12 protein-coding genes are annotated in these 12181 nt (G+C 54.4%); 11 read left to right on the top strand and 1 reads right to left on the bottom strand.

The window, feature by feature from the left end; genetic code table 11:
• Positions 1 to 101 precede the first annotated feature (101 nt).
• From ACFSW5_RS04780 to ACFSW5_RS04755, 6 genes are all read left to right on the top strand, one after another.
• A complete protein-coding gene (locus ACFSW5_RS04780) occupies positions 102 to 467 on the top strand; it encodes an arsenate reductase family protein (protein ID WP_379270265.1) in 366 nt (121 codons plus the stop codon).
• Between the two features lie 72 nt (positions 468 to 539).
• Positions 540 to 1670, top strand: coding sequence for an aminotransferase class I/II-fold pyridoxal phosphate-dependent enzyme (locus ACFSW5_RS04775; protein ID WP_379270301.1), 1131 nt, complete (start codon positions 540 to 542; stop codon positions 1668 to 1670).
• Positions 1671 to 1749: 79 nt separating this feature from the next.
• Positions 1750 to 2610: a 5'-3' exonuclease gene (locus ACFSW5_RS04770; protein WP_379270264.1), complete on the top strand. Its 861-nt coding sequence runs from the start codon at positions 1750 to 1752 to the stop codon at positions 2608 to 2610.
• Positions 2611 to 2785: 175 nt separating this feature from the next.
• Positions 2786 to 3220, top strand: a complete 435-nt coding sequence (locus ACFSW5_RS04765; RefSeq protein ID WP_379270263.1) for a MarR family winged helix-turn-helix transcriptional regulator — start codon at positions 2786 to 2788, stop codon at positions 3218 to 3220.
• 161 nt (positions 3221 to 3381) lie between these two features.
• Positions 3382 to 4413, top strand: a complete 1032-nt coding sequence (locus ACFSW5_RS04760) for an NADH:flavin oxidoreductase/NADH oxidase (protein ID WP_379270262.1) — start codon at positions 3382 to 3384, stop codon at positions 4411 to 4413.
• Between the two features lie 157 nt (positions 4414 to 4570).
• Positions 4571 to 5965 (top strand): phosphodiester glycosidase family protein, encoded by a 1395-nt coding sequence (locus ACFSW5_RS04755; protein ID WP_379270261.1) that lies wholly within the window; start codon positions 4571 to 4573, stop codon positions 5963 to 5965.
• Positions 5966 to 6028: 63 nt separating this feature from the next.
• Here ACFSW5_RS04755 and ACFSW5_RS04750 read toward each other — a convergent pair whose 3' ends face one another.
• On the bottom strand, positions 6029 to 6307 hold the full coding sequence (locus ACFSW5_RS04750) for a hypothetical protein (RefSeq protein WP_379270260.1): 279 nt from the start codon (positions 6305 to 6307) through the stop codon (positions 6029 to 6031).
• 264 nt (positions 6308 to 6571) lie between these two features.
• Here ACFSW5_RS04750 and ACFSW5_RS04745 point away from each other — a divergent pair, with 264 nt between their 5' ends.
• The 5 genes from ACFSW5_RS04745 to ACFSW5_RS04725 all read left to right on the top strand — a co-directional run bounded on the left by ACFSW5_RS04745 (position 6572) and on the right by ACFSW5_RS04725 (position 12171).
• The gene (locus tag ACFSW5_RS04745) at positions 6572 to 7561 is read left to right on the top strand and encodes an HRDC domain-containing protein (protein ID WP_379270259.1); all 990 of its coding nucleotides are present in this window, start codon (positions 6572 to 6574) and stop codon (positions 7559 to 7561) included.
• A gap of 297 nt (positions 7562 to 7858) precedes the next feature.
• Positions 7859 to 8320, top strand: a complete 462-nt coding sequence (locus ACFSW5_RS04740; protein ID WP_379270258.1) for a chemotaxis protein CheX — start codon at positions 7859 to 7861, stop codon at positions 8318 to 8320.
• A 98-nt stretch (positions 8321 to 8418) separates the two neighbouring features.
• The gene (locus tag ACFSW5_RS04735; RefSeq protein WP_379270257.1) at positions 8419 to 9192 is read left to right on the top strand and encodes an SDR family NAD(P)-dependent oxidoreductase; all 774 of its coding nucleotides are present in this window, start codon (positions 8419 to 8421) and stop codon (positions 9190 to 9192) included.
• Positions 9193 to 9218: 26 nt separating this feature from the next.
• Complete coding sequence (locus ACFSW5_RS04730; protein ID WP_379270256.1) at positions 9219 to 10781, top strand: DEAD/DEAH box helicase; 1563 nt, start codon at positions 9219 to 9221, stop codon at positions 10779 to 10781.
• A gap of 148 nt (positions 10782 to 10929) precedes the next feature.
• Entirely contained in the window at positions 10930 to 12171 is a 1242-nt protein-coding gene (locus ACFSW5_RS04725; RefSeq protein WP_379270255.1) for an S-layer homology domain-containing protein, read from the top strand.
• Positions 12172 to 12181: the final 10 nt, after the last annotated feature.

The following is a 12181-nucleotide window of genomic DNA, read 5'->3' as shown; positions in this document are numbered from 1 at the left end:
CGTTATTCCTTTTGGGGTGGCCTTCAGGGGCGAAGCCCCTTGGGTTGAGAGCCTTTGGATTAAAGGTTTTGGATGGATTGAATGTTTGGAGGATCGACAGCATGAGCAGAAAACTAACGGTATACCAATATCCGAAATGCGGAACGTGCCGCAATGCGGTCAAGTCGCTTCAGGCGAAGGGTCGTGAGCTGGACCTGCGCCATATCGTAGAGGAAACGCCGACGGCGGAAGAGCTTAAGGCTATCGTTGCGGCCAGCGGGCTGCCGCTGAAAAAGTTTTTTAACACATCCGGGGAGAAATACAAGGAGCTTGGATTGAAGGACAAGCTGCCGTCGATGAGCGAAGAAGAACAATACAAGCTGCTTGCCTCTAATGGCATGTTGATCAAACGCCCGATCGTAACGGACGGCAAGCGGGTGACGGTCGGTTATAAGGAAGAGGAGTACGAACAAGCTTGGGGAGAGTGAGCGGTTGTGGGAACTAACGGAAAATGGCGGGCGGACCGGCTGGACCGGCTCGGCTCCTCGATTTTTGCCGAAATGGCCGAGTGGAAGCGGCAGGCGGCAGAGGCCGGTATCGATCTGATCGATCTTGGTATCGGCAGCCCCGATCGGCCGCCGTCCCCGGCTGTCAGGAAAGCGCTTGGCGAGGCGGTTCTGCGTCCCGACGCTTACGGTTATCCGGGATCGAGAGGGACGGCTGCCTTTCTGCGCAAAGCGGCCGAATGGATGGATTACCGGTTCGGCGTCGCCGTCGACCCGGAGCGGGAGCTCGTATCGCTGATGGGCTCGCAGGACGGGCTTGCCCATTTGGCGCTTGCGCTGTGCAATCCCGGCGACGCCGTATTGCTTCCCGATCCGGGGTACCCGATTTACGCGGGTTCGCTGGCGCTAGCCGGCGTAGAGCCGATCTTGATGCCGCTTCGCAAAGAAAACGGATATTTGCCGGATTTGGATGCGATTCCGCAGCAAGCTTGGGAACGGGCCAAGTTTATGCTGCTGAATTACCCGAACAATCCGGCATCCGTCGTGGCGGATCTCCCCTTTTTCGAAAAAGTGCTCCATCAAGCGCGGAAGCATAACGTATTGGTCGTTCAGGATCTCGCTTATTCGGAAATGGCGTTCGACGGCGTAGAGCCGCCAAGCATTCTGAGCGTGCCGGGAGCGATGGATAACGCGGTCGAGTTTCATTCGTTGTCCAAAAGCTTTAACATGGCCGGCTGCCGAATCGGCTTTCTGGCCGGCAACAAGGATGCGGTCGGCGCGCTCCGCGAACTGAAGGAAAATATCGACTACGGCGTGTTTATTCCGGTACAGGAGGCGGGCATCGCGGCGCTGGACGAAGCAATGTCCGCCACGCTTCAGAAAGCCGGCAAGCTGTACGAGCAGCGGCGCAATACGTTCGTTGCGGCGCTTCGGCGGGAAGGCTGGGCCGTGCCGTATCCTCAGGCGACGATGTTCGTCTGGGCGCCTCTGCCGGAGCTTGCCGGCAGCTGGACATCCCGGCGGTTTGCGCAGGAGCTTCTCCGCGAGACCGGAGTCGTCGCCGTGCCCGGCGAAGCTTTTGGTTCGGAAGGGGAAGGACATGTCCGTCTTGCGTTAGTGGAAGAGGAAGCACGGCTCACGGAAGCGGCTCGGCGCATAGCGGATTTTATCCGCAGCCGCGCTTAGCTCGCATAATTTTACATTGCTGCCCGGCGGCTGGAGTACTACAATACAAGAAAGTCCGATATAGAGGATGGTATCTTTCATGAATGATAACAAAATACTCATTGTCGACGGGATGGCTCTGCTTTTCAGAGCGTATTTCGCCCAGTCGTACAGTTCAAGACGTCTGGAAGACGGCACGCCGACAAACGCCATTTACGGGTTTATCCAATATCTTTTTGATGCGGTGAATACGTTTAATCCTACCCACGTTCTTTGTTGCTGGGATATGGGAAGCAAGACGTTCAGAACCGAGCTTTACTCCGATTACAAGGCTAACCGCCCCGACGCGCCCGAGGATCTGGTGCCGCAGTTTTCGCTGGTAAAGGATATAGTAGCCGCTCTTCAAATTCCGAATATCGGAATCGAAGGATACGAAGCGGACGATTGCATCGGAACCGTCTCGCAAAAAATGAGCAAGTACGGCCATGTGTACATTCTAACCGGCGATCAGGATATGCTTCAGCTGGTGACGGAGCGGATTCATGTCGTCATTATGAAGAAGGGGAGATCCAATTATGCGGTGTACGATTTGGATTTCTTGAAGGAAGATAAGGGCATTCATCCCTTCCAGGTTGTCGAAATGAAGGGCTTGACCGGCGATACGAGCGACAATTATCCGGGAGTAAAAGGAATCGGAGAAAAAACGGCTTTAAAATTGTTGGCCGAGTATAATTCAATCGATGGAATCCTTCATAATTTGGAGAATCTCCCCAAAAGCGTTAAAGCAAAGATCGAAGCCGATCTCGACATGCTTCATCTTTCAAGAACTTTGGCCCGGATTCATACCGACGTCCCGGTCGAATGCTCGCTTGAAGAATGTTCATGGGAAGTTAATTTGGATACGGCGACCACTTTATTTGAAAAATACCGGCTTACTTCCTTGTTAAAAATGATAGGTTAATCCTAACGTTCCTTGTTGACAGGCTATCGAGCGATCTCGATAGCTTTTCTTTTGGCTGGAGAACAATTCCTGCCGGAATATTTGTCTCGGACGCGTCGGCCTTCTGTTTCGTATGAAAACCTGTTATAGTGTTGTTAAGCATGCTTGGAAAAACAGAAGCGACAAGGTGATAAAGATGTATACTAAGCCCAATAATCAAATGTTAATGAATTGGTTATCACTATCCAATTTGCAAATAAAAATTACGAATGAATTGGAAAGTGTTCTTCAAGAAAAACATCAGATATCCTTGAAAGAGTTTTACGTGCTGTTGTTTTTATCGGATGCGCCCAAAAAGAAACTAAAGCTGCAGCAGCTTCAGAATATGGTCGGTTTGAGCCAAAGCGCGATGTCGAGACTGGTGAGCCGGTTCGAAGCGAAAGACTGCGGAGTATTAAAAAGGCATGTTTGCGAGGACGACCGAAGGGCGATTTACACTTCGATAACTCAGGAAGGCGAGGAGAAGCTTGAAAAGGCGTCTTTGACACTGAACGAAGCCCTCGAAAAAGTTTTTGCCAGAAAGACGATTCAAAAGGAACTCGAACCGTTCATACATCCGTTTCACTCATGATGGGGTAGCCGTGCCTGCGCGTCATTCCGCAGCGGGTTAGGAGACTCCATCTTTTTTTACTCTCCGGGTCTATCCGTTTGACAGGTATTTGATCAACTGCTAAAATTATATGCATGCACATGCATTTATTATTCGTGAAACGAATGGAAGGAGCTGTTACCGTGAAACATCTATTTACCCCTTATCAAATCAAAGGATTGTCTTTGAAAAACCGCGTGGTCATGCCGCCTATGTGCCAATATTCGGTGACGAATAAAGACGGAATTGCCACCGATTGGCATCATACGCATTATGTCAGCCGCGCGATTGGAGGAGCCGGTCTCATTATTATCGAAATGACCGACGTTGAACCGGACGGACGCATTACCGATTACGATTTAGGGTTATGGTCGGACGATCAAATTCCTGCATTGGCCCGTATCGTAGAAGCTTGCCATCAATACGGTGCCAAAGTCGGCATCCAAATCGCGCATGCCGGACGGAAAGCGGAAGATGCCGATGTTCCCGTTGCGCCGTCTGCCATTCCTTTCGACGAAAAGTCGAAAACGCCAAGAGCGCTTTCCACCGATGAAGTAAAAGAAATGGTCAACAAATTCCGTCTGGCCGTACGGAGAGCCGTTCAAGCCGGCGTAGATGCGATTGAACTTCACGGCGCCCACGGTTATTTGATTCACCAATTTCATTCGCCTTTAACCAATAAAAGAACGGACGAATATGGAAAGGAATTGACCAGGTTCGGCAAAGAGGTCATCCAGGCCGCAAAAAGCGAAATGCCTGAGAATATGCCGTTGATTATGCGGATTTCCGCGGCGGAATATGTTGAAGGCGGGTATGGAATTAACGAGAGCATCGCATTTTCCCGGGAGTACCAAAAAGCCGGAGTCGATATGTTTCATATAAGCGCGGGCGGCGAAGGGCCAATCGCTGCCGAAGGAAGACCGGGGACGCATGTTGCCTATCAGGTTCCGCTCGCTAGAGCGATCAAGCAAGCGCTTGACATTCCGGTTATTGCGGTCGGAAGGCTGGATGAGCCGTCGCTGGCGAACGCCGTGATCGGAAATGAGGATGCGGATCTTGTGGCGGTAGGAAGAGGAATGTTAAGAAATCCTTACTGGACGCTGGAAGCCGCGGCTACGCTTCGCAAAGAAATCGATCTGCCGAAGCAGTATACGTTTGGTTTCCCTAGAGTTTAATGTCAATAAACAGCGAAGAACCCCGGCGCCTTTTGCAAAGGACGCCGGGGTTCTTCGGTATAGGCGGATGAACCTGAACGGAATAGGGGTTCATCCGCCGTCTTTTTTTGCCGATATACCTGTGGAATATAACCGATTGAAAGGAAGTTTGAAGCAGGTGCAGAACATAAACGGCGCAAAAAAGCTTGCATGGGGATTAAAGGCCGCGGCGATGGCCGCCTTGATTGCGACGGGCGCGTCCGCGGCGGTGCCGGCAGGCCTGCTGCCCTCTAAAGCCGCTGCCGCGGAGGCGGCGAAGCAGGTCGATATCGCGTATCCCGCCGCATCCGTCCAGACGCCGCTGAACGCGAGGGTCCCCGTCGGCGACAAAATCAAGCTTTCCGAGGCGGTGAACGTTTATTACGAGACCGGCAATCCGGCGATCGCCCGGGTGAATAGCCGCGGCGTCCTGATTCCGGCCTCCTCGGGCAACACGAAACTTGTTATTAAAGTATCGACTCCCGGTTACAAAGGAAGCTTGACGCTGCCCGTTCGAGTGACGGCCCCCGCCTCCTCCGCCGTCATTACGAAAGCGGCGAAGAAGGTGACCGTAAACGGCAAAACCTTCAACGTGCAGACGGTGTCCGTTCCGAAAGGTACGCCGGTGACGGCGGCATTGCCCCAGCGGAAGGTCGGCCTCGTGCAAGGACTTAAGGACATCGCCGTCTCGTATAATGCGGATGCCGCGATCAACGGCACTTATTTTGAAGCGTATGGCGGCATTCCGGAACCGTACGGCATGATTATGAGCGACGGCATCATGGAGCATGTCGGGAACACCGGCACAACGATCGGTTTTCAATGGGACGGCAAGGCCGTGATGGACACGCTTCGGGTCAGCATCAAAGGCGGTACGAACGGCTCGTTCGGCTATCCGAACGGCTGGTACGCTTATTTCATCAACCGGACGCCGGAGAAGGGCAAAGCGTCGGCCATACTGTTCACCCCCCGCCGCGGCACGCATATCGGCTTTGCCTACGGCAAGATGATAACGGTCAGCAAAGGCGTGGTGACGAAGATCGAAACGAACGTAAACGCGGCTATCCCTAAGGACGGTTACGTGATCGTATTTAACGGCTCGGACGCTTCCCTGGCAGACCGTTTTAAACCGGGCATGACCGTCGATTATCAAATCGAAACGACAAACGCCGACGGGAAAACGGTGGATTGGAGCCAGGTTCATACCGCGATCGGAGCCGGGCCTACATTGGTCAAGGACGGCAAGGTTCAGGTCGATCCGGTTAAGGAGGGTTTCACCAGCGATAAAATATTGACCGGCGGAGGAGCGCGCAGCGGGATCGCCGTTATGAACGACGGCAGCATTATGCTGGCCACCGTCCCGGGCGCCACGATTAAGCAGTGGGCTGAAATTATGGCGAAGCTTGGCGCCAAGCAAGCGATGAATTTGGACGGAGGAGCGTCATCCGGCCTGTACGCGAAAGGCCAAACGATTACGCCGCCGGGACGGCAAATCGGCAATGCGCTCGTATTCGGCGGGAAGCTGAAGTGGTAGGAAGCGGCGCCGCGAAACGCCGTCGACGGTTGGCTGGCAATGCGGCGTCCGCTATTCGTTCGCTTACGGGTGATCCGATTTTTTCGGCAGTTCGTTGGTCAAGCTGTCTTCGCCGTCATAATCGCGGTCCAGGCGGCTGTGCAGCTCTCTGTTCTCGTAGCCGTATGCGCTGGATGCCCGCTGATCGGCCCGCCAAGGCGTGCTTTTGCCGGGCGTCTCGCTGCGGATGTCCGAGCCGTACGGTCCGTCGGGAAACTCCTCCGCGGCAAGGTCGTTGCGCCGGGATTCGACGGTGGACAGCTCTTTATAGTCGGAACGGTCTTCTTCTTTGAACCGGGTCATCGGGAAATGCCTCCTTCGGAAATGAATGTATGGCATACATACCTGAACAGTATTTCCCAAATGAACGGATCGCATGAACGGCTTGTCTTTAACCGTGTTTTATGGTAGTATAAGGGAAATTATAGCCGAACGTGGAGGAAGCACCTCTCTTGCAATATGCGGGAGAGGTGCTTTTTTTTTTCTGCCCGTAGGCCAGGGCGGGACGAAGGCATCGGCTTGGCCGCGTTCCGGCTGTAACGATCATGTACAAGGAGTGAGGTTGTAGTGCAAATCGTGTTTTTGAATACGTTTGAGAAGGCGACCGAGGAGGGCGGCGTTCAAAGCGCCCAGCTTTCCATCTGCGAACGGGAAGGCGTATGGGCAATCTTGTGGCTCGAACAGAGCGGTCCGAAGCCGGCTCCCGACACCTGGTTCGAAGGTTCGTCCTGGGAGGAGATGATTGCCGCATTCCGCTACGGCGCCGCTTCCCGTATGAGGGAAGGTTATGTGCCCGTTATCGACGGCATGCTGGAAGACCGGACATCGGCAAGCAGCTTCTCGAGCATGCTGCAATGCTACGGCGAGCTGCATGCGGACCAGGAGCTGTTCGAATCGCTTCGCGAATGGCGTCGCGCCAAAGCCGCCGCGTTGAAGAAATCGGCTTATCTGGTCGCGACCAACCGGATGCTGTGGATGATCAGCGCTTTTGTGCCCAAGACGAAAGAGGAGCTTCTGCAAATTCCGGGCTGGGGAGAAAGCAAGCATGCCGCTTACGGCGAAGAGGTGCTGGCGATTACGGCCAAGGCCGAGCGCACGAGCGGCTTTCCGCTTGGCTGGGTCGCGGAGAAGCTGGAGCCGCAAGTTTATTTGCAATGGAAATATCAGAAGAAGGAAGCCAAGCATAAATACGAACTGGACCGCCAGCAGGAGAAGAAAAAAATATTGGCTTTGACGCAGCAAGGGGGCTCTCTCGATTCGCTGCAGGCCGAGCTGGATTTGCCGCGCCGTCAAATCGTCGACCGGCTGGAGCAGCTTGAATCGGAAGGGTATCATTTCGAAAAGCTCGTCGAAGCCGAGCTGGCCGCGCTTCCCGAATCGGAGCTCGAACGGATATGGGACGCGTTCGGCAAGCTTGGCGACCGTTATTTGAAGCCGGTCCTGCACGAGGTGTACGGAGACAAGCCGGAGCAGGACAAATCGATCGACACAATGTACGAGAAGCTGCGGCTCGTCCGCCTGCAATTTAGAAGAAGAGGAAGCCAAGCTGCCGTTTAATCCGACTGGCGATAAAGCGCTAAAGGCCGAAGTTACGGGTCTAAAGCGCTTTTTTTGTTCGGCGGGGGAATTGCGGTTTAGCGTAATCGATCGGCGAGATCTTGGATTTTTATGTCTTCCGTCATATTGACTGATCCGTCTTGTAAGCTGTAATCGTTTTTTTTGCGGGGAATTTTACATAGGTCCTAAGATTCAAACTGCATATAAATGGTATACTTGTCCTAGTCGATTTAGTATAATAGGTACCAAATAGCAAGACGGTGCGAATTTTGTCGAAAAGGAGCGAAAACCGGTTGTATGAAGGCAGAATATATAAATCCGTTTCTGGAGTCTGCGAAAGTCGTCATTGAACAGGTCGCCCAAGTAAAACCTTCGACCGGGCAACTGGCTTTAAAGGATGTCCAATTCGTCGAAAATTACATCTGGATTCATATCGGGCTAAACGGACAGATGAACGGGGATATTGTATTTGGGCTAAGCGAGCAGGTTGCGCTCAAAATGGTGTCGGCGATGATGGGGGGATTCGCCGTTTCCGAAATGGACGAAATGAGCAGAAGCGCCATATCCGAGCTCGGCAACATGATTAGCGGGAACGCCAGCACGCTGCTGTTTAATCAAGGCGTTCGCGTCGACATTACGCCTCCTAAAGTGCTCCATTCCGCCCAAACGGCGGGCTACTCGGCAAAAAAAGCGCTGACGGTGCCTTTGCTTATCGACGGCATCGGGGAATTGGATATTCAGGTTATCGTGGCATCATAGCAGGCTATATGGTTCGCAGTGACTGGAAAGAGGCTCTTTGGAGCTTCTTTTTTGCTTCTTCGGGCTCGATCAAGTACACTAAAGCAAGGTGATGATCGATGTTGAAAGGGAAAATCGTGCTTATATCCGGCGCTTCAAGCGGCATCGGCGCGATAACGGCCAAGCGCCTCGCCGAACGCGGCGCCGTGCCGGTCCTGACGGGCCGCAACGCGGAGAAGCTGCGTGCCGCGGCCGAAGCGATCGCGGGTCCGTGCGGGTATTATCCGATGGACGTGACCCGCATGGAGGATGTCAGCCGTACGGTGGAAGCGGCGATCGATTCGTACGGCAGGATCGATATATTGTTGAACAATGCCGGATTCGGATTGTTCGAGCCGTTTGCGGACGCTTCGATCGAAAGCTTCGTAACGATGATGGATACGAATTATATGGGAACCGTCCGTCTGACGAAAGCCGTTCTCCCTTACATGCTGAAGCAGGGAGGCGGACATATCGTCAACGTCGCTTCAATGGCGGGGAAGCTTGCGACGCCGAAGTCGACGGCGTATTCCGCGTCCAAGCACGCGGTGCTCGGGTTTACGAACGCATTGCGGATGGAGCTGAAGGACAGCGGCATAACGGTCACTTCCGTCAATCCGGGGCCCATTCGGACGCCTTTCTTCGACCAGGCCGATCCAAACGGCACTTATGTGAAAAACGTAAATTGGCTGATGATGGAGCCTGAATATGTCGCGGGCGCGATCGTCAGGGCGATGGAGCGCCGGGCGGAAGAAGTGAACCTGCCCCGAGTGGCCGCTGCGGGCATGAGGCTGTATCAGCTGCTGCCGCGTACGGCGGACCGGCTGCTTAGAGGCATGTTTAACCGGAAATAGTATGAATAGATTTCGGAAGGAATGGAATGGAAAAGATGATATCGACAACGTGGAAACAGCTTGGAGTCGCGGAGCCTTTGCTTGACAAGCTGGAGGAGAACGGAATTGCGGAGCCGACGCCGATTCAGGCGCAGGCGCTGCCTATATTGCTGTCGGGCCGAAGCTTAATGGCGCAATCCCAGACCGGAACGGGAAAAACGCTTGCCTATCTGCTTCCGGTACTTCAGCGAATCGACGCTTCTTCTAACGCGGTGCAGGCTGTCGTGCTGTCGCCGACGCAGGAGCTGGCCATGCAAATCGTTCGCGTGGCGGAAGCTTACGGCGAGCCGCTTGGCGTCCGTTCGCTCGGGTTAATCGGCGGGGCGTCGCTGAAGCGGCAGGTCGAAAGATTAAAGAAGCATCCGCAGCTTGTCGTCGGGACGCCCGGCCGCATTCACGAGCTGCTCAATATGCGTAAGCTGAAGCTGGGCCAGACGGCAACGGTCATCGTCGACGAAGCCGATCAAGTTTTCCAGCTCGGCTCGGTGAAAGAGGTCGAGACGATATTATGGGCGACCCGCAAGGACCGGCAGCTCGCTTTTTTCTCCGCGACCCGTCCGCCGCAAATGGCCGGTGTGGAAAGCCGCTGGATGAAGGACGCGGCGACCGTTCAAGTTGCGCCTGAAAACGTCGTGTCCGAAACGATCGACCATTATTATTTGATCAGCGAACGGAGAGATAAGACGGACATCGTCCGCAGGCTGGTCAGGCTGCTCAATCCGCGTTCCGCGCTGCTTTTTGTGAACGATACGAACAATATCGCCAACTGGGAAGCGAAGCTGAGTTATGAAGGCTTCGCCGTGGAAACGTTGTACGGGGATGCGGACAAGCAGCGCAGGGCGGCGACCCTGGCCAGATTCCGCGACGGCCGCTGCCAGCTGCTTCTTGCGACCGACGTCGCCGCGCGGGGGATTGACATCGAAAGCCTGCCGCTCGTCATCAACATCGATCCTCCCGTCGACGCGGACCATTATGTGCATCGGGCGGGACGGACAGGCCGGATGGGCAAGCCGGGCACGGTCGTATCGATCGTCACGACGCAGGAACGGTTTATTATGGATAAGTTCCGCAAAGCGCTTCATATCGAACTGCCTGAAAAAGCGATGTACAGAGGCAAGCTGATCGATCCCGCGGCAGCCCGCGAAGGAAGCCGGGCAAGGTTCGGAACGGGCAGAAGCGGAGCCGTCGCCGGAGAGGCCAGAGACGGCAGCGGCCAGGCTGGCGCAAAACTGCGGAACGCCGGAGCCAAATCCGGCAAAACCGGCGGCCCTGCTTATGGAGGGACGAACGCGATGGAAACCGGCAGTCACGCTAAATCCGGCAGCGCCGGATCACAAGCCATTCGCGTTGACGGTACGAAGCCGGAGGCGGCATCCCGGCAGGCGCGGACCAGAAGCGGCGCTTCGGCAGCCGGAGAGCATGCGGCAGGAGGCAGCCGATCGGGCCGCGTTCCGTCCGCGAAAGCGAAGGCGGCTCGCGAAAAAAACAAAAAAGATAAAGGCGCGCCGAAATGGCTGAAGGCGAAACGCGAAAACGCCGAGAAACATTAAAGAATATTTATTTCATGAACTACCCTCCTAAACGGACCGGGTTGCAGCGAAACTTATGGCATAGGAAAAATGATGCAAACACGGCTTCATTTATCCGGTCAAGCGCAGCGCTCGATTATACATCGTTTTAGGAGAGGTGGTTTTTTTTATGTTGAATAATAAGATGTTGAAAAAAACGGCTTTGTCTTCCATGGCATTGCTGGTGCTGGCAGGCGGCGGCACGGCGGCTTTCGCCCAAGGAGGGCAAGGCGGCCATGACGATAAAGACCGCGGCAACGAATCCCGCAACAGCGAAAAAGAGAAAAACAACGGCAATAAAGCGACTTGGAAGTTCGAAGACGAAGCCGAATTGAAATGGGCCACGGAATCCATCATGCGGCTCGCTTCCAAAGGTGTGTTTACCGGATACGAAGACGGCACCTTCAAGCCTAACCAAAAAATTTCCCGCATTGAAGCGATCGTAGCGGCCGTTCGGGTCATGGAGCTTGAGGACGAAGCGCAAGACGCGATGGATACGGAATTGAACTTCAAGGACGCCGACCTGATCGAGAAGAAATATCCGTGGGCGGTAGGCTACGTTGCCGTAGCGCTTGAGAACGATCTGTTCGCGGAAACGGAAACGAAGATCGATCCTGCGGTCAACGCTACCCGCCTATGGTCGACGACGCTGCTGGTGAAAGCGCTTGGTCTCGAGGAGGAAGCCAAGGAGAAAAGCAACACGAAGCTGGACTTCAAGGACGCGGACAAGATTCCGGCCGGTTCCGTCGGTTATGTGGCCGTAGCGCTTGAGAAAGGCATTATTACCGGCTACAACGACAATACGTTCCGCCCGAATCAGCCGGTTACCCGCGCCGAGCTGGCCGCCCTTCTCGACCGCACGGACGAAGAGCTGCCGGATCATGACGCTGCGGCCATCGAAGGCGAACTGAAGTCCGAGCCGAAAAACGGCAAAATGACGATCGTCAAGGACGACGACACGGAGCTTACGCTTGAGCTTGCATCCGATGCCTTTATTTTCCGCGAAGGGAAAAAAGTAAAGGCAAGCGCTCTTGAAGAAGGCGATGAGCTGTTTATTCGTACCTACGAGAACAAAGCCGTCTTTATCGAAGTGACGGAAGCGGCCGATGAAGAGGACGAAGATCAAAACGAAGAGGAAGACGAATCGTTCGAAGAGACCGGAGTCATCAGCTCGATTACGCTGAACGCAAGCGGCAAATTGGCGGCGATCTCCATTGTGCAGGAAGATGACGACGACGATTCGGAAACCGTACTCATCTTTAACGTCAGCTCCGACGTAAAGATTAAGGGCGACGCGTCCGACCTTGCGAAAGGAACGGAAGTTGAGCTGGAAGGCGAAAACTCGACCGTCACGAAAATTACGATAAAATAACATCATGCGA

It is taken from the genome of Paenibacillus thailandensis, assembly GCF_042685365.1.
GTDB classification, from domain to species: domain Bacteria; phylum Bacillota; class Bacilli; order Paenibacillales; family Paenibacillaceae; genus Paenibacillus_AP; species Paenibacillus_AP thailandensis.
The sequence above is the reverse complement of the archived record's forward strand: the minus strand, read 5'-3'. Positions and strand labels throughout refer to the sequence as shown.

Bases quoted from the DNA above. Each gene is read 5' to 3' on its own strand.
- ACFSW5_RS04780 (WP_379270265.1), top strand. From the start codon at position 102: ATGAGCAGAAAACTAACGGTATACCAATATCCGAAATGCGGAACGTGC.
- ACFSW5_RS04775 (WP_379270301.1), top strand. From the start codon at position 540: ATGGCCGAGTGGAAGCGGCAGGCGGCAGAGGCCGGTATCGATCTGATC.
- ACFSW5_RS04770 (WP_379270264.1), top strand. From the start codon at position 1,750: ATGAATGATAACAAAATACTCATTGTCGACGGGATGGCTCTGCTTTTC.
- ACFSW5_RS04765 (WP_379270263.1), top strand. From the start codon at position 2,786: ATGTATACTAAGCCCAATAATCAAATGTTAATGAATTGGTTATCACTA.
- ACFSW5_RS04750 (WP_379270260.1), bottom strand. From the start codon at position 6,307: ATGACCCGGTTCAAAGAAGAAGACCGTTCCGACTATAAAGAGCTGTCC.
- ACFSW5_RS04740 (WP_379270258.1), top strand. From the start codon at position 7,859: ATGAAGGCAGAATATATAAATCCGTTTCTGGAGTCTGCGAAAGTCGTC.
- ACFSW5_RS04735 (WP_379270257.1), top strand. From the start codon at position 8,419: ATGTTGAAAGGGAAAATCGTGCTTATATCCGGCGCTTCAAGCGGCATC.
- ACFSW5_RS04730 (WP_379270256.1), top strand. From the start codon at position 9,219: ATGGAAAAGATGATATCGACAACGTGGAAACAGCTTGGAGTCGCGGAG.
- ACFSW5_RS04725 (WP_379270255.1), top strand. From the start codon at position 10,930: ATGTTGAATAATAAGATGTTGAAAAAAACGGCTTTGTCTTCCATGGCA.